The organism is Intestinirhabdus alba, assembly GCF_009711095.1.
GTDB classification, from domain to species: Bacteria; Pseudomonadota; Gammaproteobacteria; order Enterobacterales; family Enterobacteriaceae; genus Intestinirhabdus; species Intestinirhabdus alba.
Map to the genome: position 1 here is coordinate 80,591 of NZ_WMJZ01000003.1, position 19,076 is coordinate 99,666.

The following is a 19,076-nucleotide window of genomic DNA, read 5'->3' on the forward strand; positions in this document are numbered from 1 at the left end:
ATTTCCGCCCCGTTGACGCGGCTCTGCCTGCCCTGCGGCCAACCGCAAAAAAGGTTCATCGCAGATTAGCGTGAACCCAAAAAAGCCCTCCGTCAGGGAGGGCAAGGCCAGTTACAGAAACATGGACGCAAAATGGAAATTTACAGCCGCATCAGCTCCGGCTGTCCGGGAAGCTTCGCGATATAAAGCGCGGGCTTGCCGTCTTTATCGGAGCTGAACAGCACCGCGCGATCGTCAGGCGTAAAGGAGGGATGCGGATGGGTGACCTGACGGCTGTTCGCCACGGTGGCCCAGGAGGTGTCGTGGCGGGCAATGCGGAAATAGCTTTTTTTCGCCACGTCAAAGCCGTAGAGGTAGGGATCGTTATCAATGGTGTAGCCGCCGGTATCCTTCACGTCCACCGGCGTGCCGGAGCCGTCGCCCACCAGCAGCGAGCCGTCGACGTTGCTCATTAGGTGCGAGCAGGCGGGCATCTGCATAATCTCTTCGTTCACGCCGGTGTCCGGGTTGTAGCGGGCGATGGTGCGCCCCTGCTGCCCTTTCAGATAGGAGACATAGAGCAGCGCGGAGCCGTCCGGCACCCAGAATTCATGGGTGCAGCTCTCGCCTTCCGCATGATCTTTTACCTTGCGGATATTGCTGCCGTCTTCATTGACCAGCCACATGCGCGCGTCGATCAGATCGTGCGGGCCTTCATGGCAGAAGGCGACGGTATTATCGTCAAACGGGCGATAGATAGGGTGGCCGAGCCACAGTTTTTCCTCGTGGATCGTCACGCTGTCGCCGGTTTTTAAATCCACGCGCAGCAGCCGGCAGCGAGGGCCTTTGTGAAAAAAGTCGTGGAAGATTTTCCAGTCGTTCAGCGGCGTCCAGTCGCTTTTGGCGATTTCGATGCCCACCAGCTTTGTGCAGTCGCTGTTGGCGACCCAGGTGCCGTAGCCCACCCAGTCGTCCGGCACGCGGTATACTTCGCGCTCGTCCAGGGTTTTCAGGTTGACTTCCCGCAGGGTGCGATCGTTTTTCACGTAGAAGAGGGCGCTGTCGTCGGGAGAGAGAAAGCCGCCGAAGGTGTTGTCACCGGCTCCTTCCGTCAGCTGTACCGCCTCGGCGTTGGCGATATCCAGCAGATAGTAGTTCCAGTGGCCGTCAAACTCCCCGGCGAAAAGCAGATGGCTGCCGTCGTTAAAGAAACACTTCTGATAAAAATAGTTGCGGTGACAGATTACGTCCGGTGGGGTCAGGCGAGTGACTTCCACGCCCGTGTCGGGATCGCGGCTGACCTCATAGTTCAGCTTAACCCGCATGCCTTTAGCCATAATGCTCTCCTTTTACTGCACGTTGGATGCCAGCGATCCGCGACAGTACCCAGATTTATGATAAGATTAAAAAGAGAGTGTTAAATTATCAAAACGATGTTTCATTGTGTGTGACTGACTGCGCAATTTATAAGAAAAGGGGCGCAGAGGCGATAGTACGTTATGCAGGCCCGGCGTTGGGTGTGCCGGGAGTCTGCGCGTCAATGTGAGGTAACTTATTTTTTTATAAAGAAATTTATTTTTTCATTCCCGCCGTCCGGCGGCGCGTTCGTGATCGTAATTACAGTTTTAATAATTACACGCAGAAAAAATGAAACGTTGTTTTATTTGTAATTGAAAACTCTCTTCCGGCGGGATATCATTAGCGCATTGAGTAAAACGGAACAGCGTTTCGCTATTCGTTAAGTCATTCACGATCGTTCGATCACCGGAGGTTAATGTGGACGTCAGACAAAGCATTCACAGCGAGCACGCCAAAACGCTGGACACCCAGGGGCTGCGCAAAGAATTTTTAGTGGAAAAGGTGTTCGTCGCTGACGAATACACTATGGTTTACAGCCACATTGATCGTATTATCGTCGGCGGCATCATGCCGGTGGCTAAATCGGTCTCCGTGGGTGGCGAAGTCGGCAAACAGCTGGGCGTAACCTATTTCCTTGAGCGCCGCGAGCTGGGCGTGATCAACATCGGCGGCGCGGGCACCATTACCGTTGACGGCCAGTGCTATGAAATCGGCCACCGCGACGCGCTGTACGTCGGCAAAGGGGCGAAAGAGGTGGTCTTCGCCAGCGTCGATAGCGCGAAACCGGCGAAGTTCTACTACAACTGCGCGCCTGCGCATACCGCTTACCCGACCAAAAAGGTCACTCCGGCAGACGTAGCGCCGGTGACCCTGGGCGACAACGTCACCAGCAACCGCCGCACTATCAACAAATATTTCGTACCGGACGTTCTGGAAACCTGCCAGTTGAGCATGGGGCTGACCGAGCTGGCACCGGGTAACCTCTGGAACACCATGCCGTGCCATACCCATGAGCGCCGCATGGAGGTCTACTTCTACTTCAATATGGAAGAGGACGCCTGCGTCTTTCATATGATGGGGCAGCCGCAGGAAACGCGCCATATCGTGATGCATAACGAGCAGGCGGTGATCTCTCCGAGCTGGTCCATCCACTCCGGCGTCGGTACTAAAGCCTATACCTTCATCTGGGGCATGGTTGGTGAAAACCAGGTCTTTGATGATATGGACCACGTGGCGGTAAAAGATCTGCGCTAGTCGCGGGCGGTGATAACGCCTGTCCGGGACAGGCATAAATATAAGGAATTACAATGATCTTAAATGCATTCTCTCTCACCGGTAAAGTTGCGGTAGTCACCGGCTGTGATACCGGCCTGGGCCAGGGTATGGCGCTGGGCCTGGCGGAAGCGGGCTGTGATATTGTCGGCATCAACATCGTCGAGCCGACCGAAACCATCGAGCGCGTCACCGCGCTGGGCCGCCGCTTCTTAAGCCTGACGGCGGATCTGCGTCAGATCGACGGTATTCCGGCGCTGCTGGAGCGTGCGGTCTCCGAGTTTGGTCATATTGATATCCTGGTCAATAACGCCGGTCTGATCCGTCGTGAAGACGCTATCGACTTTAGCGAAAAAGACTGGGACGACGTGATGAACCTGAACATTAAGAGCGTCTTCTTTATGTCCCAGGCGGCGGCGAAGCACTTCATCGCCCAGGGCAACGGCGGCAAAATCATTAACATTGCCTCGATGCTCTCCTTCCAGGGCGGCATCCGCGTGCCGTCCTACACCGCGTCAAAAAGCGGCGTGATGGGCATCACCCGTCTGATGGCTAACGAATGGGCGAAGCATAACATTAACGTGAACGCTATCGCTCCGGGCTACATGGCGACCAACAACACCCAGCAGCTGCGTGCCGACGAGCAGCGCAGCGCGGAGATCCTCGACCGCATTCCGGCGGGTCGCTGGGGTCTGCCGAGCGATCTGATGGGGCCGGTGGTTTTCCTGGCCTCCAGCGCCTCTGACTACATCAACGGTTACACCGTGGCCGTAGACGGCGGCTGGCTGGCGCGTTAACGGCTCCCGTTATCGTGACCGGAAAGGGGGCGGTTAACCGCCCCGACACGTTTAACCAAACGCAAAGCGGGAGAAACTGCGTTTTTCCCGCTTTGTTATCACTCTGACGGCTCCCCTCAACCGGGAGCCGTTTTTTTACGTCGCTTCCTGGCTTCAGTATCCCCGGCGTCCTTCTGCGCCAGCGCTGGCGGCCAGCCTGCATCCAACCGCCCGGCGCTGAACCGACCCGCAGGCAGCGGGGTGTGGATGGTGGCGACCGTTTATCTTCCGCTTACCGGGGCGGTCTTTCGGGTTAGGGCGTAACGGCGTTGGCCGGCCAACGGGCGCTCTGCGGGGCGATGAGCGTTCAGCGGAGCGCGGGCAGGGAAGGTGGGGGAGAAGAGAGCGACAGTGCCGGGCGTTTACCGCCCGGCATAAAGAAAAGCGCAGGCCGGACAGGACGCCTGCGCGTCGCGGTCCGGCCGACGGGCTTAACGCATGGCGCGTTTCAGAATACGCTCGGCCTGGCGCTGGAAGTCAGCGGCGGTCTCTTCCACGCTCTTCTGGCCGTAGTCGATATACTGCAGAGCGGTGCCGAACTGCGCTACGATCTGCGGATCGTCAAAGTACGGCGAAACAGAGAGTTTAGCGGGCAGCGACTGGGCCAGGCGCAGGCCGGCGACCGCCGGATCGTTTTCCCTGATGGTGCCCTCCCCGGTGAGGAGGGTGACCGCCGCCTTGCTCAGCGGAACCCCGCGCTCCAGACCGAGGATTTCCACCCCCTCTTTGCTGTTCAGCAGGAAGTTGATTAGCTTCGCCGCCGCCTCCGGGTTTTTCGTCGACTTGCCGATGGAGAGCATCTGCGCGGGCTTAAAGAACAGGCCCGCGTCGGTAGCCCCCGGCAGCATCGGGTAGTTGCCCAGCTCCAGCTTCGCCGGCGGCTTCAGGTTGTCGGAATATTTGGTGATGGTGGAGTTCCACATATAGGTGCCGCCCCATTCGCCCTGGATCCACGGCTTCATCTCATACATGTTGCTCTTACCAAACGACGCATAGTATTTGGTGTCCGGCATGACGTGGCTGTCGATCAGCCGTTTGTAGGTCTGGAAGAGCTCCACCCACTGCTCTTTGCTGTAGCTGAATTTCTTCGTCTTCTCGTCCACCGCCGGGATATTGTACTTCTGAATCATGTAGGAGTTGAGCAGCGCCAGGGTGTCCTGATGCTCCAGCACCACCGGATAGTACTGCTTGCCCAGCTTGCTCTCAAAGGCTTTCCCCGCCGCCATCAGCTCGTCCCAGGTTTTCGGGTATTCAACCCCCGCTTTCTTCCAGGTTTCGTTGTTGAAGTAGAAGACGCGGGCGGTAACGGAGACGGGAATACCGTTCAGCTTGCCGTTAACGGTGGTGCTCTGCAGCTCTTTGGCGTCGAACTGGCTGAGGTCGAGCACGTCCTTCATCTTGTTCAGATCGTAGAAGCCTTCGCCATTTTTCGAAAAGATCGGCAGCCAGTTCCAGTTGGTCTGCATCACGTCCGGCTCGGTGCCGCCGGCGATCTGGGTGGTCAGGCGGGAGAGGTGCCCGTCCCAGCCGGTGTATTCCGCTTTGACGCTGATGTCCGGATTCTGCTGATGGAACGCTTCGAGCGCTTTCAGGGTGACCTGGTGACGGCCGTTGCCGCCCCACCAGGACATGCGCAAATCAACGTTCTGCGCCGCGGACGGCAGCGCGGTCAGACCAAGGGTGGCGGAGATAGCGGCGCTTAACAGCACTTTTTTCATTTTTATACTCCAGTCAGAGAGAGATGTTCTGTTCAGTTTTGGCATCAAAGAGATGACACTTGCTCATGTCAAACGTAAACCAGACCTTGCGATGAAGTCCCTTTTCAATCATCGGCTTCGCTTTGTCTGATGGGATGCGGGCGGTGAGCTCATAGTCGGCCACCCGCAGATAGATGAAGTACTCGTGGCCCATATTCTCCACGCGCACCATTTCGCCGCTGCAGCAGCCCCCGGCGAAAGGCTCATCGGAGAGTTCGACAAATTCCGGACGAATGCCGTAAAACACCTCCTGGCCCAGATGGGCAAAGGCTTTGTCGCGTAATCTGTCGTTGAGGGGCATGGCTTCATCGCCGATGCTCAGGCAGAGCTGGCCCGCCTTATCAACCAGCCGGCTGGCGCGTATATTCATCTCCGGCGCGCCGATAAAGCCCGCGACGAACATATTTTTCGGTTTGTGGTAGAGGTTGTCCGGGGTATCCACCTGCATAATATGGCCCAGCTTCATCACGCAGATGCGATCGCCCATGGTCATCGCCTCGGTCTGGTCGTGGGTCACGTAGACGGTGGTGGCCGGCTTGCCGGACTGCTTCAGCTGTTTGTGCAGATCGGAAATCCGGATGCGCATGGAGGCGCGCAGCTTGGCGTCGAGGTTAGAGAGCGGTTCATCGAAGAGGAACACGTCAGGTTTTTTCACAATTGCGCGGCCAACCGCCACGCGCTGGGCCTGGCCGCCGGAGAGCTGGCGCGGCAGCCAGTCCAGTAGCTCTTCCAGCTCAAGGATTTTTGCCGCTTCGTTCACCTGCTGCTCAATCTGCTCCTTCGGCATTTTGCTCAGCTTCAGGCCGAAGGCGAGGTTCTCCCGCACCGTCATGTGCGGATAGAGCGCGTAGTTCTGGAACACCATGGCGATCCCGCGCTCCTTCGGCGCGAGGTTATTGACGATCTTCTCGCCGATGCGCACTTCGCCGCCGCTGATGGTTTCCAGGCCGGCCAGCATACGCAGGGTGGTGGACTTGGCGCAGCCGGAGGGGCCGACGATCACCATAAACTCACCTTCAGCGATTTTAAGGTCGATACCATGTACCGCTTTGAAGCCGTTGGAGTACACTTTTTCCAGTTTGTTGAAAATCACTTCAGCCATGATATTTCCCTCTTAACCTTTAATTCCGCTGCTGGTCACGCCCTGTACGAAGTAGCGCTGTGCCAGGAAGAAGACAATGATGGATGGCAAAATGGAGATGCTCGCCATTGCCAGAATTTCGTTCCACGGCGCTCCTTCGGTAACGTCGATGGACATTTTCAGCGCCAGTGCGATGGGGTACTTATCGACGCTGTAGACATAAATCAGCGGCCCGATAAAGTCGTTCATTGACCACATAAACTGGAACAGCGCCACGGAGATAATCGCCGGCTTCAGGATCGGTACGACCACGTACCACAGCACCTGAATGGAGTTGCAGCCGTCGATCTGCGCCGCCTCTTCCATATCGCGCGGGACGCCGCGCAGGAACTGAATCAGCATAAAGACGAAGAACCCCTGGGTGGCGAACGCCAGCGGCAGATACAGCGGCATATAGCTGTTCAACATGCCCATTTCGCGGAACATCAGATACTGCGGGATCAGCAGCACGGTGCTCGGCAGCAGCATGGTGGCGATAAGCGTGGCGAACCAGAACTTCTTCCACGGGATCTCGAAGCGGGCGAAGCCGTAGGCCACGATGGTGGAGGAGATAATGGTCAGGATCACCTTCGGGATCACATACTTAAAGGTGTTCAGCATATAGTGGCCGAAGGTGTACTCGGTGCCGGTTTTCCAGCCGTTCACAAAGCCGTCCCAGGTGGCGTGGGAGGGCCACAGGCTAAGGGTGGTGAAGATCTCGTGGTTCGGCTTGAAGGACGCCGAGAACATCCACACCAGCGGATAGAGCATCAGCAGGCCGACGAACAGCAGAATCACGTAACGGACGGTCGCGTTAATCTTCTCCCGACGCAGGGTACGGGCCACTTCACGTTCGGCGACGCCTCTGGCCGCTGAAATTTCCTGAATATCAGCCATTTTTGCCTCCCTTATCGGCAGAGTAAAACACCCAGTATTTTGAAGACTTAAAGGCGATTGCCGCAAAGACCGCCACCACCAGGAAGAGTACCCAGGCCAGCGCCGCGCCGTAGCCCATGTCAAAATACTTAAACGCGGTGTCGTAGATATAGAGCGAGAAAAGATAGGTGGAGTAGGTCGGGCCGCCGCCGGTGATAACGTACGGTCCGGTAAATTCCTGGAACGCCTGGGTGGTCTGCATAATAAAGTTAAAGAAGATCACCGGGGTAATCAGCGGTACGGTCACCTTGATAAACATCTGCCACTTCGACGCGCCGTCGATCATCGCCGCTTCATACTGCGACTGCGGCACGTTCTGCAGGGCGGCGAGGAAAATCACCATCGCCGAGCCGAACTGCCAGACGCGCAGCAGGGTAACGGACATCAGCGCCAGCGAGGGTTCGCCCAGCCAGTTCACCGGATCGAGGCCAAATACGCCGATAAAGCTGTTCAGCAGGCCGTCAATGGCGAACAGCGCGCGCCAGAGAACGGCGATGGCGACGGAGCTGCCGAGAATAGACGGAATATAATAGGCGGTACGAAAGAAGCCGATGCCGCGTAATTTAAAATTAAGCACGAAGGCAATGCCCAGCGCGAACGCCAGCTTTAGCGGAATCGTTAAAAAGACATAGGCGAAGGTCACGCCCATTGATTTCCAGAAGAGTGCATCTTCGGTAAACATATAGCGATAATTTTCCACCCCGTTAAATACGGGAGGGCTCATCAAATCGTACTCAGTAAAACTGAGAAAGAAAGATGAAACGAACGGGAAGGCGGTGAAAATGATCAGCCCGATTATATAGGGTGATATCCACGCCAGTCCCAACATCCTGTTTTCATTCATAGCGGCCTACCTGACAAGTAAGGGTTTAATACGGATTCAGCTGTCACCGGGCGCACAAAGTCGTCGCGCGCGGCGTTATGTTTTTGGGCATCGGCAAAACCGGTATCATTTTTATATATTGATATATACCCTAAATAATTCGAGTTGCAGCACAAAACGCAGCGCGTTTTGAACAGCCCCAGGGCTGGCCCCGAAGGGGTGAGGCCGACAGGCCGAATCACGCGGCGACACAGTGTCAAATTCGTCAGGAACGAATTTGAACAGCCGCAGGCTGCCTCTGGTGAGCGACAAATCTGCCTGGAACAGATTTGAACGCCGCTGGCGGCGGCCCGTCAGGGCGAGGCTCATGGATGAGACGAGTAACCCGAAGCCAACGCACATGCAACTTGAAGTATGACGGTTATAAAAGGATTTTTTCTGGAGCATCCGCTGCTTTTCTCCTCCTTTTAAACTTAATGAACCGCCGTTCTCGTTTAGTAAAACGTCGTTTTATTTTATTCTATTGCGTTTTGTTTCTGCGTCATTCACAGAATGGTGGAAATGTGATCGAAGTCGAAACAGTGTTTCAAATTGTTGAGACACCCGACAAATCTGATGAATATTTTCTTTTCCGTTTAAAGCCAGGCCCACCGGCGCAAATATTTTGTCCGTGAACGCCTCCCGGAAAACGGAGCATATATCGCGTGTAGAGAAATTGACTCGTGCCGTGACCTTTCAGGGCCGCCGTTTAAAACGCAGCCCCTTTTGTCGGGCGCCGCCCGGGGACGGAACGACAGGTCAGCCTCTCCTGATGGGGCAGGCTTTGGCCGTCACGCCCGCCCGGCGGCCCCGGCTAAAAAACGCCCTGCGGGTCGACGCGCCTTGCGGGCAGAAAGCGGGCGGAGCGATGGCAAAACAGGGCCAGAACGCTTATTTCTTCAGGAAATCTTCGCGGACCGGCGTAAAGGTATCCAGCAGCGTGCCGGCCTTCAGGCAGACGCAGCCGTGCATAATTTCCGGCTTTTTGTACAGCGTGTCCCCCGCGCTGACGATGTGCTTTTCATCGCCGATAGTGAACTCAAACTCGCCGGAGAGCACGTAAGTCAGCTGCTCGTGGGGGTGGTTATGCATCGCGCCAATCGCCCCCTGCTCAAAGCTGACCTCCACGGCCATCATTTTGCCGCCATGCGCCAGAATGCGGCGGGTGACGCCGTTGCCCAGATCTTCAGGGGTTGTCTCTTTATGAAAAACAAACATGAGCGGTTCCTGTAACTGAATGAAACAATGTTTTAAATAAATTAGCGCAGGCGGCAGGAAAAGAAAACGGTTTGCCGGATGAACTGGAAACCCGATCACAAGTTTGTTTTACTGGGCGCGGGATGCACAGAAAAAGGAGAAGGAAAGTGAAAACTATCGGGTTGCTGGGGGGGATGAGTTGGGAATCAACGATCCCCTATTATCGCTTAATTAATGAAGGCGTCAGGGCGCGGCTGGGGGGCCTGCACTCCGCCAGCCTGCTGCTGCACAGCGTGGATTTCCATCACATAGAGTCCTGCCAGCAGCGCGGCGAGTGGGATCATGCGGGCGAAATCCTTGCCAATGCCGCCCTGGGCCTGCGGCGGGCCGGAGCGGAAGGCATTGTCCTGTGCACCAACACGATGCATAAAGTGGCCGACGCCATTGAAAGCCGCTGCCCGCTGCCGTTTTTGCATATTGCCGACGCCACCGGTCGGGCCATTGCCGCGCAGGGGATGCGTCGGGTGGCGCTGCTCGGTACACGCTACACCATGGAGCAGGATTTTTACCGCGGACGGCTGGCGCAGCGGTTCGCCGTTGACTGCCTGGTGCCGGAAGCGGAGACGCGGGCCGGCATCAACCGCATTATTTTTGAGGAGCTGTGCCTTGGCCGGTTTACCGACGCCTCGCGCCGCTACTTTCTGGCGGCCATCGAGCGGCTGGCGGCGCAGGGGGCGCAGGGCGTCATCTTTGGCTGCACCGAGATCGGCCTGCTGGTGCCCGCCGGCCAGAGCGCGCTGCCGGTATTTGACACCACTGCCCTCCACGCCGCCGACGCGGTAACCTTTATGTTAGGCTGTGTCCCTTAACCGTGCGTGAGCGTCGCTGGCGGTCAGTCAGGTCCGGGGCAAGGAGCGAGCCGTAATGTCTGGTTATTCCAGATGCACGGCGAGCAACACAGCAGCGGACCTGAATGGCCCCAGCCCTGCGGGACGCGAACCACAAGTGCGTACTCTGCGTTGTCGGGCTTGAACAGAGTTCACTCTGTCCTGCGCCCTCCGCCTTGATTACGTGCTTCTGGCTCAGCGTCGACGCCACGCCCGGTTAAGGGACACAGCCTTGTCCCTTAACCGGCCCGAGAATATCCGCCAGCGCCTGCTCCAGCCGGCGGTGGCTGCTCTGCAGGTGCGCGCAGAAAGCGTCCACCAGCGCGGAGGCGGGGCGGTGCAGCGGGCGGATCAGGCTGACGGTAAAGGGCACGGCGACGCTAAAGCGGCGCACCACGACGCCGCTGGCCGCGTAGTCCAGGGCGGTGAGCGGGTTGACCACGGAGACGCCCGCTCCCGCGCGCACCAGCGCGCAGATCGAGGCCGCGCTGTGGGTTTCCACCACCATGCGCCGGGCGACCTGGCGCTCGCTGAACAGGGCGTCCAGCAGCTGGCGATAGCTGTCGGAGCGCGACAGGCTGATGTAGTTTTCGCCGTGAAAATCCTCCGGGGTGAGCGTCGGCTTCCGGGCCAGCGGATGGCCGGGCGGCAGCACACAGACCTCGTCGAGCGCCAGCAGCTCCGTGCGTTCGGTGCCGGCGGGGGTGTGCAGGGTTTCGGTCAGCCCCAGATCGTGGCGCTGGGCGGAGAGCCACTCCTCCAGCAGCGGCGACTCCTGCGGCACGATGCTCAGGCTGACCTCCGGATAGCGGGCCAGAAACGGCTGGATCAGCGGCGGCAGCAGCGACTGGGAGAAGACCGGCAGGCAGGCGACGGAAAGCTCGCCCTGGCGGAAAGCGCGCAGGCTCTGTGCGGCGCTGACGATGCGATCCAGCCCGTACCATGAGCGCTGTACCTCCTCAAACAGGCGCAGCCCCTGTACCGTCGGATGCAGACGGCCCCTGGCGCGCTCAAACAGCGTCAGCCCCAGCAGCTTTTCAAAGCGTGCCAGCTCGCGGCTGACGGTGGGCTGCGAGGTATGCAGCAGCCGCGCCGCCTCCGTTAAATTCCCGGCGGTCATCACCGCGTGAAAAATCTCTACGTGACGTAAGTTAACGGCGGCCATTGGGATCTCCTTCTGAATGAAGCGCGCTGCCGCCCGGCTTTCACCTGAGCAACGGGGCGGGTTCCGTGCATCTGGCTGAGTATATCAATTTTGCATAGACTCGCCATAAAACGATATTTTTTATTGGCTTCGTCCTGTGGCGTAATCATAAAAAAATAGCCCGTACGGAGACCGCTATGCCACATTCGCTCTATAACGCCAGCACCGATCTCAACGCTGAAAACCTGCTCAAATTACCGGCCAGTTTCGGCTGCCCGGTCTGGGCCTATGACGCGCAGATCGTACGCCGCCAGATCGCCGCCCTGCGGCAGTTTGACGTGGTGCGCTTTGCGCAGAAAGCCTGCTCAAATATTCATATTCTGCGCCTGATGCGCGAGCAGGGGGTGAAGGTGGACGCCGTATCCCTGGGCGAAATCGAGCGCGCATTGGCGGCAGGCTACGATCCGCTGGCCCGCCCCGACGACATTGTCTTTACCGCCGACGCGATCGACGCCGCTACCCTGGCCCGTGTGAAGGAACTGCGCATTCCGGTCAACGCCGGATCGGTTGATATGCTCGACCAGCTGGGCCAGGCCTCGCCGGGGCATCGCGTCTGGCTGCGGGTGAATCCGGGGTTCGGCCACGGCCACAGCCAGAAAACCAACACCGGCGGCGAGAACAGCAAGCACGGCATCTGGCACAGCGATCTGCCCGCCGCGCTGGCGGTGATGCAGCGCCACCGCCTGCAGCTGGTCGGGCTGCATATGCATATCGGTTCCGGGGTTGATTACGGTCACCTGGAGCAGGTGTGCGGGGCAATGGTGCGCCAGACCATCGAATTTGGCCAGGATCTGCAGGCCATCTCCGCCGGCGGCGGGCTGTCGATCCCCTACCGTGAGGGGGAGGCGACGGTTGATACCTCGCACTACTATGGCCTGTGGAACGCGGCGCGTGAGCAGATCGCCCGCCACCTCGGCCACTCCGTGACGCTGGAGATTGAGCCTGGGCGCTTCCTGGCGGCGCAGGCCGGGGTGCTGATAACCCAGGTGCGCAGCGTGAAGCAGATGGGTCGCCGTCGGTTTGTGCTGGTGGACGCCGGGTTTAACGACCTGATGCGCCCGGTGATGTACGGCAGCTATCACCATATCTCCGCGCTGGCGGCGGACGGCCGCTCGCTTGAGGGCGCGCCGCGGCTGGAGAGCGTGGTGGCCGGGCCGCTGTGCGAATCCGGCGACGTTTTTACCCAGCAGGAGGGCGGCCAGGTGGAAACCCGGGCGCTGCCTGAAGTGGCTCCGGGGGATTATCTGGTGCTGCACGACACCGGGGCCTACGGCGCGTCGATGTCGTCAAACTATAACAGCCGCCCGCTGCTGCCGGAGGTGCTGTTCGACGGCGGTAGGGCGCGGCTGATTCGTCGCCGACAGACCATTAACGAGCTGCTGGCGCTGGAGCAGCTCTGAGGCCCGACCCCCGCCCGTCGGCGCAATGCTACTCCGGCGGCTCGCCGGAGGCCGGGTGGTCCGGTTCCGACGGCCCGGCCACCGAGTGGCGGCGCACCAGCGTCGGGCTGAAGACGTGGGTAATTTCCGGCAGCGGCCGCTTCTCCGCCAGCGCCAGCGCCAGCCCGGCGGCCTGGGTCGCCATAGTGACTATCGGGTAGCGGACGGTGGTCAGGCGCGGGCGAACGTAGCGCGAGACCAGCACATCATCAAAGCCGATCAGCGAAATCTCCCCCGGCACGTCGACTCCGTTATCATTCAGCACTCCCATCGCCCCGGCGGCCATCGAGTCGTTATAGCAGGCCACCGCGGTAAAGTTTCTGCCGCGGCCCAGCAGCTCGGTCATCGCCTGCTCCCCGCCGCTTTCATCCGGTTCACCGAAGGTCACCAGCCGGTCGTTCACCGGAATATGGCTCTCCGCCAGCGCGTCGTAATAGCCCTGCAGCCGGTCTTCGGCGTCGGAAATGGTATGGTTGGAGCAGATATAGCCGATGCGCGTATGCCCCTGCTGGATCAGGTGGCGGGTCGCCAGCCAGCCGCCGTAGCGATCGTCCAGCGCCACGCAGCGCCGCTCAAAGCCCGGCAGGATCCGGTTAATCAGCACCATGCCGGGGATCTGCTCCATCAACGCGGCCAGATCGGCATCGGGAATGGATTTAACGTGCACCACCAGCGCGGCGCAGCGGTGGCGGATCAACTGCTCAATGGCCTGACGTTCTTTCTGCTCGTTATGGTAGCCGTTGCCGATCAGTAGAAAATTACCGGTGCGGTAGGCGACCTGCTCAACGGCCTTCACCATCGCGCCGAAGAAGGGGTCGGAGACATCGCCCACCACCAGGCCGATGGTTTCGGTAGACTGCTGGGCCAGCGCGCGGGCGTTGGCGTTAGGGTGATAGCTGAGGGATGCCATCGCCTTGTGCACCGCCAGCCGCGAGGCCTCGCTGGCCTTCGGTGAGTGATTGATCACGCGGGAAACGGTGGCGACTGATACGCCGGCCAGTCGGGCTACATCCTTTATGGTCGCCATAGTGACACCTGCTGAGGGTAAACGTTTACATTGCCTCAGTGTTACGGAAAATGGCGGTCTGTTCAAGGGGGGCCGCCCGGTCGGCGCGCGCAATTGTGCGCCGGGGTGGAGGGATGCAAACCTTCGTTACACTTTGCGAAGGGCTGTTGCGATTGTTCGCTAGTGGCCGCTGCTGGCGGATTGATAAAGTTGAAATCCCAGAGGTATTGATAGGTGGAATCAGCTTTCGGGCCGATCGTATTCATTACACCAGCCTGCGCAGATGCGCAGGTTTTTTTTTGCCCCTCTGCCGGCGCTACCGTTCGCCCCAGGGCCTAAAGCTTTGCTTCCGCCGGCGTTGCGTCTCCTGAATCCCTCCCTGGGAGAAGCGCAAGTTCAGCATCGCCACGCTTTCCCCTCCCTGCCTGCGGCTGGCAACTGCGCGGATTTTCCTCAACTTTAGCTATCGCCCCATTGTTCATCTCGTGTAATCTGCCACCATTACGTTTTTACCTGATACTGTCAAAGGGAGTTGAAATGCTGTTCGGATTTTTTCGCGGTCTGTGCCGTGTGCTGTACGGCGTCCGGGTGACGGGCGATACCCGCGTCCTGAGCGGCGAGCGCGTCCTCATTACGCCAAACCATGTCTCTTTTATCGATGGCATCCTGCTGGCGCTGTTTTTACCGGTTCGTCCGGTCTTCGCGGTCTATACCTCCATCAGCCAGCAGTGGTATATGCGCTGGCTGAAGTCGCTTATCGATTTTGTTCCGCTCGATCCAACCAAACCGATGTCGATTAAGCACCTGGTGCGCCTGCTTGAGCAGGGGCGGCCGGTGGTGATCTTCCCGGAAGGGCGCATTTCGGTAAGCGGCTCGCTGATGAAAATTTACGACGGTGCCGGCTTCGTGGCGGCGAAATCGGGAGCGACGGTGGTGCCGGTACGGATTGAAGGGGCAGAGCTGACCCACTTCAGCCGCCTGAAGGGGCTGGTGAAGCGGCGCTTTTTCCCGCGTATTCAGCTGCATATCCTGCCGCCGACCCGCCTGCCGATGCCGGAGGCCCCGCGCGCCCGCGACCGGCGCAGGCTGGCGGGAGAGAGGCTGCACCAGATTATGATGGAGGCGCGGATGGCGGCGCGCCCGCGGGAAACGCTGTTCGAGGCGCTGCTTACCGCCCAGTACCGCTACGGCGCGGGCAAACGCTGCATTGAGGATATTAACTTCGCCCCGGACAGCTACCGCAAGCTACTGCTTAAGTCGCTGTTCGTCGGGCGTATTCTGGAAAAATACAGCGCCGAAGGGGAGAAGATCGGCCTGATGCTGCCGAATGCGGCCATCAGCGCGGCGGTCATTTTCGGCGCGGTCTCCCGCCGCCGAATTCCGGCGATGATGAACTACACGGCGGGCGTGAAGGGGCTGAACAGCGCCGTTGCCGCCGCGGAGATCAAGACGATTTTTACCTCCCGCCAGTTCCTCGACAAAGGCAAGCTCTGGCATCTGCCGGAACAGCTTGCCCAGGTGCGCTGGGTCTACCTGGAAGATATTAAGGCCGACGTTACGGCCGCCGACAGGCTGTGGATCTTCGCTCACCTGCTGATGCCGCGGCTGGCGCAGGTGAAACAGCGGCCGGAGGATGCGGCGCTGATCCTCTTTACCTCCGGCTCCGAGGGACACCCGAAGGGGGTGGTGCACAGCCACAAGAGCCTGCTGGCCAACGTCGAGCAGATCAAAACCATCGCTGACTTTACCGCCAACGACCGCTTTATGTCGGCGCTGCCGCTGTTTCACTCCTTTGGCCTGACCGTCGGACTGTTTACGCCGCTGATGACCGGTGCCGAAGTATTCCTCTATCCCAGCCCGCTGCACTACCGCATTGTGCCGGAGCTGGTGTATGACCGGAACTGCACGGTGCTGTTCGGCACCTCGACCTTCCTTGGCAACTACGCGCGCTTCGCCAATCCGTACGATTTTTACCGCCTGCGCTATGTGGTGGCGGGAGCGGAGAAGCTGCAGGAGAGCACGAAGCAGCTGTGGCAGGATAAGTTCGGCCTGCGCATTCTTGAAGGCTACGGCGTGACCGAGTGCGCGCCGGTGGTATCAATTAACGTGCCGATGGCGGCGAAGCCCGGCACCGTCGGGCGTCTTCTGCCCGGCATGGACGCCCGCCTGCTGGCGGTGCCCGGCATTGAAGAGGGCGGCCGTCTGCAGCTGAAAGGACCCAATATCATGAACGGCTATCTGCGCGTGGAGCGGCCGGGCGTGCTGGAGGCTCCCGCGGCGGAGAACGCGCAGGGAGAAACGGAGACCGGCTGGTATGACACCGGCGACATCGTGCGCTTTGACGAAGAGGGCTTTGTGCAGATTCAGGGCCGCGCGAAGCGCTTTGCAAAAATTGCCGGCGAGATGGTCTCGCTGGAGGTGGTAGAGCAGCTGGCGCAGGCGGTTTCGGCGGACAGTATGCACGCGACCACCCTCAGGAGCGACGCCAGCAAAGGCGAGGCGCTGGTGCTGTTCACCACCGACGCCGGGCTGACCCGCGAAGTCCTGCTGCAGTACGCCCGCGCCCACGGGGTGCCGGAGCTGGCGGTGCCGCGCGATATACGCCATCTGAAGCAGCTGCCGCTGCTTGGCAGCGGCAAGCCGGATTTTGTCACCCTGAAAAGCTGGGTGGATGAGCCGGAGAAACAGGATGGGTAAGTCAGCGCATACTCACAATTCCGTCTGGTCAAAGGGAATGATGGCGGTTATCGCCGCGCAGTTCTTCTCGGCCTTTGGCGATAACGCGCTGCTTTTCGCCACCCTGGCCCTGCTGAAATCGCAGGCGTACCCGACCTGGAGCCAGCCGGTTCTGCAGATGGTGTTTGTGGGTGCTTACATTCTTTTTGCCCCCTTTGTGGGTCAGATAGCCGACAGCTTTGCCAAGGGCCGGGTGATGATGTTCGCCAACGCCCTGAAGCTGTTCGGCGCGGCCAGCATCTGCTTCGGCGTTAACCCCTTTGTCGGCTATACCCTCGTCGGGATTGGCGCGGCCGCCTACTCGCCGGCGAAGTACGGTATTCTCGGTGAGCTGACCACCGGCGACCGGCTGGTGAAGGCCAACGGCCTGATGGAGGCCTCCACCATCGCCGCGATTCTGCTCGGCTCGGTGGCGGGCGGCGTGCTGGCCGACTGGCACGTGCTTGCCGCGCTGGGCCTCTGCGCGCTGGCCTACGCCGGCGCGGTGGCGGCGAACCTGCAGATCCCACGGCTTGCCGCCGCCCGGCCGGGGCAGTCCTGGCAGCTGACGCAGATGGTACGCAGCTTCTACCGCGCCTGCGCCTCGCTGTGGCGTGACGGCGAGACGCGCTTTTCACTGGTGGGCACCGGCCTGTTCTGGGGGGCGGGCGTCACCCTGCGTTTCCTGCTGGTGCTGTGGGTGCCGGTGGCGCTGGGTATCAGCGATAACGCCACCCCGACCTGGCTGAATGCGATGGTTGCCGTCGGCATCGTGGTGGGTGCCGGGGCCGCCTCGAAGCTGGTCACCCTGGAGACGGTGGCGCGCTGTATGCCCGCCGGGATCCTGGTTGGCGTGGCGGTGGCGATCTTTTCCCTGCAGCACGCGCTGCTGCCGGCCTGTGCGCTGCTGCTGCTGATCGGCGTGCTGGGGGGCTTTTTCGTGGTGCCGCTCAACGCCCTGCTGCAGGAGCGCGGTAAGCGGAGCGTCGGGGCGGGCAACGCCATTGCGGTGCAGAACCTCGGCGAGAACAGCGCCATGCTGCTGATGCTGGGGATCTACTCGCTGGCGGTGCTGGTCGGCGCGCCGCCCGTGGCCATCGGCCTCGGCTTTGGCGTGCTGTTTGCGCTGGCCATTGCGGCGCTGTGGATCTGGCAGCGCCGTCGGTAAAGAGGCGTGCCGGAGCGATCCGGCACGTTTTTATTACGGTGCCGGATAGGTATAGATCTGATGCACCGCTTCAATCTCCGCCAGCACCTCGTCGTTAAGATCCAGATGCAGGCTCTCCACGTTGCTCTTTAGCTGCTCGAGGGTGGTGGCACCCAGCAGCGTGCTGGCGACGAACGGCTGGCGGCGGACAAACGCCAGCGCCATCTGCGCCGGATCGAGGCCGTGGCGGTGGGCAATATCCACATAGGCCGCCACGGCTTTCTGCGCCTGCTCGCCGCCGTAGCGGGTAAAGCGGCTGAACAGCGTATTACGCGCCCCGGCGGGCTTCGCGCCGTTGAGGTATTTGCCGGTCAGCGTGCCGAACGCCAGGCAGGAGTAGGCCAGCAGCTCGACGCCCTCATACTGGCTGACCTCCGCCAGGCCCACCTCAAAGCTGCGGTTCAGCAGGCTGTACGGATTCTGTACGCTGACGATGCGCGGCAGGTCATGTTTATCCGCCAGGTGCAGGTAGCGCATCACCCCAAAGGCGGTTTCGTTGGAGACGCCGATGTAGCGGATTTTGCCCGCCCGCTGAAATTCAGCCAGCGCGTCGAGGGTATCCAGCAGGGACACCGTCGGCGCGGCGTCGTTCCAGCTGTAGCCCAGTTTGCCAAAGCAGTTGGTGGGACGCTGGGGCCAGTGCACCTGGTATAAATCAAGGTAGTCGGTTTGCAGGCGCTTCAGGCTGTCGTGCAGCGCCTCGCGAATATTTTTCCGATCCAGCGCCTGGCCGGGGCGGATCGCGCTGTCGCCGGCGCGCGCCGGGCCGCTCACTTTGGAGGCGATCACCAGCTTTTCACGGCTGCCGTGCCGGGCCAGCCAGTTGCCGACGTAGGTTTCGGTCAGCCCCTGCGTCTCCGGGCGCGGCGGCACCGGGTACATTTCGGCAACGTCAATCAGGTTAATGCCATTCGCGACGGCATAGTCGAGCTGTGCGTGGGCCTCGGCTTCGCTGTTTTGTTCACCAAACGTCATTGTGCCCAACCCCAGGGTGCTGACTTCCAGCGAGCTGTGGGGTATACGGTGATAGTGCATAGCCGTTTCCTTCTTATTATGGTGCCAGACGGTTCTGACAGGAGAGTATGCCCGTCATACTTCAGGTTGCATATGCGTTGGCTTTATTCGGCCCGGTGGTCTCACCCCTTCGGGGCTGTTCGAAACGCGCCGCGTGTTGTTCTGCAACTCGAATTATTTAAGGTATATAAAAATGGCAGAGGGAGAGGAAAAGGGGAAGTAAAAATAGCGTGCCGCCCCGACGACGGGGCGAAAACCGGCAACCCGGCGCAGGGGATTCCGGCGG

At 60.0% G+C, this 19,076-nt stretch carries 16 protein-coding genes; 6 read left to right on the forward strand and 10 right to left on the reverse strand.

The genetic code is table 11. The features are described 5' to 3' along the window. Window positions 1-140: 140 nt before the first annotated feature. Complete coding sequence (locus tag GJV78_RS03180) at window positions 141-1,316, reverse strand: oligogalacturonate lyase family protein (protein ID WP_155106964.1); 1,176 nt, start codon at window positions 1,314-1,316, stop codon at window positions 141-143. A gap of 439 nt (window positions 1,317-1,755) precedes the next feature. Between GJV78_RS03180 and kduI the strand changes: the two genes are divergently transcribed. Both kduI and kduD read left to right on the forward strand, forming a co-directional pair. Then, complete coding sequence (kduI, locus tag GJV78_RS03185) at window positions 1,756-2,592, forward strand: 5-dehydro-4-deoxy-D-glucuronate isomerase (protein WP_167519347.1); 837 nt, start codon at window positions 1,756-1,758, stop codon at window positions 2,590-2,592. 53 nt (window positions 2,593-2,645) lie between these two features. After that, window positions 2,646-3,407 (forward strand): 2-dehydro-3-deoxy-D-gluconate 5-dehydrogenase KduD, encoded by a 762-nt coding sequence (kduD, locus tag GJV78_RS03190; RefSeq protein WP_155106965.1) that lies wholly within the window; start codon window positions 2,646-2,648, stop codon window positions 3,405-3,407. 470 nt (window positions 3,408-3,877) lie between these two features. On the opposite strand, the gene GJV78_RS03195 is transcribed toward kduD, so the two are convergent. The 6 genes from GJV78_RS03195 to GJV78_RS03220 all read right to left on the reverse strand — a co-directional run bounded on the left by GJV78_RS03195 (window position 3,878) and on the right by GJV78_RS03220 (window position 9,339). Further along, window positions 3,878-5,164, reverse strand: coding sequence for an ABC transporter substrate-binding protein (locus tag GJV78_RS03195; RefSeq protein ID WP_155106966.1), 1,287 nt, complete (start codon window positions 5,162-5,164; stop codon window positions 3,878-3,880). A 13-nt stretch (window positions 5,165-5,177) separates the two neighbouring features. Next, window positions 5,178-6,305 carry an ABC transporter ATP-binding protein gene (locus tag GJV78_RS03200; protein WP_155106967.1) on the reverse strand — a complete coding sequence of 376 codons (1,128 nt, stop codon included), beginning with the start codon at window positions 6,303-6,305 and terminating at the stop codon, window positions 5,178-5,180. A 12-nt stretch (window positions 6,306-6,317) separates the two neighbouring features. Beyond that, complete coding sequence (locus tag GJV78_RS03205; protein ID WP_155106968.1) at window positions 6,318-7,220, reverse strand: carbohydrate ABC transporter permease; 903 nt, start codon at window positions 7,218-7,220, stop codon at window positions 6,318-6,320. Then, a complete protein-coding gene (locus tag GJV78_RS03210) occupies window positions 7,213-8,103 on the reverse strand; it encodes a carbohydrate ABC transporter permease (protein ID WP_155106969.1) in 891 nt (296 codons plus the stop codon). Before GJV78_RS03210 ends, GJV78_RS03205 begins: the two co-directional genes overlap by 8 nt. Window positions 8,104-8,214: 111 nt before the next feature. Continuing rightward, window positions 8,215-8,529 (reverse strand): hypothetical protein, encoded by a 315-nt coding sequence (locus GJV78_RS03215; protein WP_155106970.1) that lies wholly within the window; start codon window positions 8,527-8,529, stop codon window positions 8,215-8,217. 483 nt (window positions 8,530-9,012) lie between these two features. Further along, complete coding sequence (locus GJV78_RS03220; RefSeq protein WP_155106971.1) at window positions 9,013-9,339, reverse strand: cupin domain-containing protein; 327 nt, start codon at window positions 9,337-9,339, stop codon at window positions 9,013-9,015. Between the two features lie 146 nt (window positions 9,340-9,485). On the opposite strand from GJV78_RS03220, the gene GJV78_RS03225 reads away from it, so the two are divergent. Further along, on the forward strand, window positions 9,486-10,187 hold the full coding sequence (locus GJV78_RS03225; RefSeq protein ID WP_167519348.1) for an aspartate/glutamate racemase: 702 nt from the start codon (window positions 9,486-9,488) through the stop codon (window positions 10,185-10,187). A 235-nt stretch (window positions 10,188-10,422) separates the two neighbouring features. Here GJV78_RS03225 and GJV78_RS03230 read toward each other — a convergent pair whose 3' ends face one another. Further along, entirely contained in the window at window positions 10,423-11,370 is a 948-nt protein-coding gene (locus GJV78_RS03230; RefSeq protein WP_155106973.1) for a LysR family transcriptional regulator, read from the reverse strand. Between the two features lie 176 nt (window positions 11,371-11,546). On the opposite strand from GJV78_RS03230, the gene lysA reads away from it, so the two are divergent. Next, on the forward strand, window positions 11,547-12,809 hold the full coding sequence (gene lysA / locus GJV78_RS03235) for a diaminopimelate decarboxylase (protein ID WP_155106974.1): 1,263 nt from the start codon (window positions 11,547-11,549) through the stop codon (window positions 12,807-12,809). A gap of 28 nt (window positions 12,810-12,837) precedes the next feature. Here the strand turns inward: lysA and galR are convergent, their stop codons facing one another. Continuing rightward, a complete protein-coding gene (gene galR / locus GJV78_RS03240) occupies window positions 12,838-13,875 on the reverse strand; it encodes an HTH-type transcriptional regulator GalR (RefSeq protein WP_155106975.1) in 1,038 nt (345 codons plus the stop codon). 516 nt (window positions 13,876-14,391) lie between these two features. On the opposite strand from galR, the gene aas reads away from it, so the two are divergent. Both aas and lplT read left to right on the forward strand, forming a co-directional pair. Further along, entirely contained in the window at window positions 14,392-16,551 is a 2,160-nt protein-coding gene (gene aas, locus GJV78_RS03245; protein ID WP_155106976.1) for a bifunctional acyl-ACP--phospholipid O-acyltransferase/long-chain-fatty-acid--ACP ligase, read from the forward strand. After that, on the forward strand, window positions 16,544-17,737 hold the full coding sequence (lplT, locus tag GJV78_RS03250; RefSeq protein ID WP_155106977.1) for a lysophospholipid transporter LplT: 1,194 nt from the start codon (window positions 16,544-16,546) through the stop codon (window positions 17,735-17,737). Before aas ends, lplT begins: the two co-directional genes overlap by 8 nt. A 33-nt stretch (window positions 17,738-17,770) precedes the next feature. Here the strand turns inward: lplT and GJV78_RS03255 are convergent, their stop codons facing one another. Further along, window positions 17,771-18,811, reverse strand: a complete 1,041-nt coding sequence (locus tag GJV78_RS03255) for an NADP(H)-dependent aldo-keto reductase (protein WP_155106978.1) — start codon at window positions 18,809-18,811, stop codon at window positions 17,771-17,773. Window positions 18,812-19,076: the final 265 nt, after the last annotated feature.

Excerpts from the sequence above, each read along its gene's own strand:
- GJV78_RS03180 (WP_155106964.1), bottom strand. The coding sequence starts at position 1,316 with ATGGCTAAAGGCATGCGGGTTAAGCTGAACTATGAGGTCAGCCGCGAT.
- kduD (WP_155106965.1), top strand. The coding sequence starts at position 2,646 with ATGATCTTAAATGCATTCTCTCTCACCGGTAAAGTTGCGGTAGTCACC.
- GJV78_RS03195 (WP_155106966.1), bottom strand. The coding sequence starts at position 5,164 with ATGAAAAAAGTGCTGTTAAGCGCCGCTATCTCCGCCACCCTTGGTCTG.
- GJV78_RS03200 (WP_155106967.1), bottom strand. The coding sequence starts at position 6,305 with ATGGCTGAAGTGATTTTCAACAAACTGGAAAAAGTGTACTCCAACGGC.
- GJV78_RS03205 (WP_155106968.1), bottom strand. The coding sequence starts at position 7,220 with ATGGCTGATATTCAGGAAATTTCAGCGGCCAGAGGCGTCGCCGAACGT.
- GJV78_RS03210 (WP_155106969.1), bottom strand. The coding sequence starts at position 8,103 with ATGAATGAAAACAGGATGTTGGGACTGGCGTGGATATCACCCTATATA.
- GJV78_RS03215 (WP_155106970.1), bottom strand. The coding sequence starts at position 8,529 with ATGCTCCAGAAAAAATCCTTTTATAACCGTCATACTTCAAGTTGCATG.
- GJV78_RS03220 (WP_155106971.1), bottom strand. The coding sequence starts at position 9,339 with ATGTTTGTTTTTCATAAAGAGACAACCCCTGAAGATCTGGGCAACGGC.
- GJV78_RS03230 (WP_155106973.1), bottom strand. The coding sequence starts at position 11,370 with ATGGCCGCCGTTAACTTACGTCACGTAGAGATTTTTCACGCGGTGATG.
- lysA (WP_155106974.1), top strand. The coding sequence starts at position 11,547 with ATGCCACATTCGCTCTATAACGCCAGCACCGATCTCAACGCTGAAAAC.
- galR (WP_155106975.1), bottom strand. The coding sequence starts at position 13,875 with ATGGCGACCATAAAGGATGTAGCCCGACTGGCCGGCGTATCAGTCGCC.
- aas (WP_155106976.1), top strand. The coding sequence starts at position 14,392 with ATGCTGTTCGGATTTTTTCGCGGTCTGTGCCGTGTGCTGTACGGCGTC.
- lplT (WP_155106977.1), top strand. The coding sequence starts at position 16,544 with ATGGGTAAGTCAGCGCATACTCACAATTCCGTCTGGTCAAAGGGAATG.
- GJV78_RS03255 (WP_155106978.1), bottom strand. The coding sequence starts at position 18,811 with ATGCACTATCACCGTATACCCCACAGCTCGCTGGAAGTCAGCACCCTG.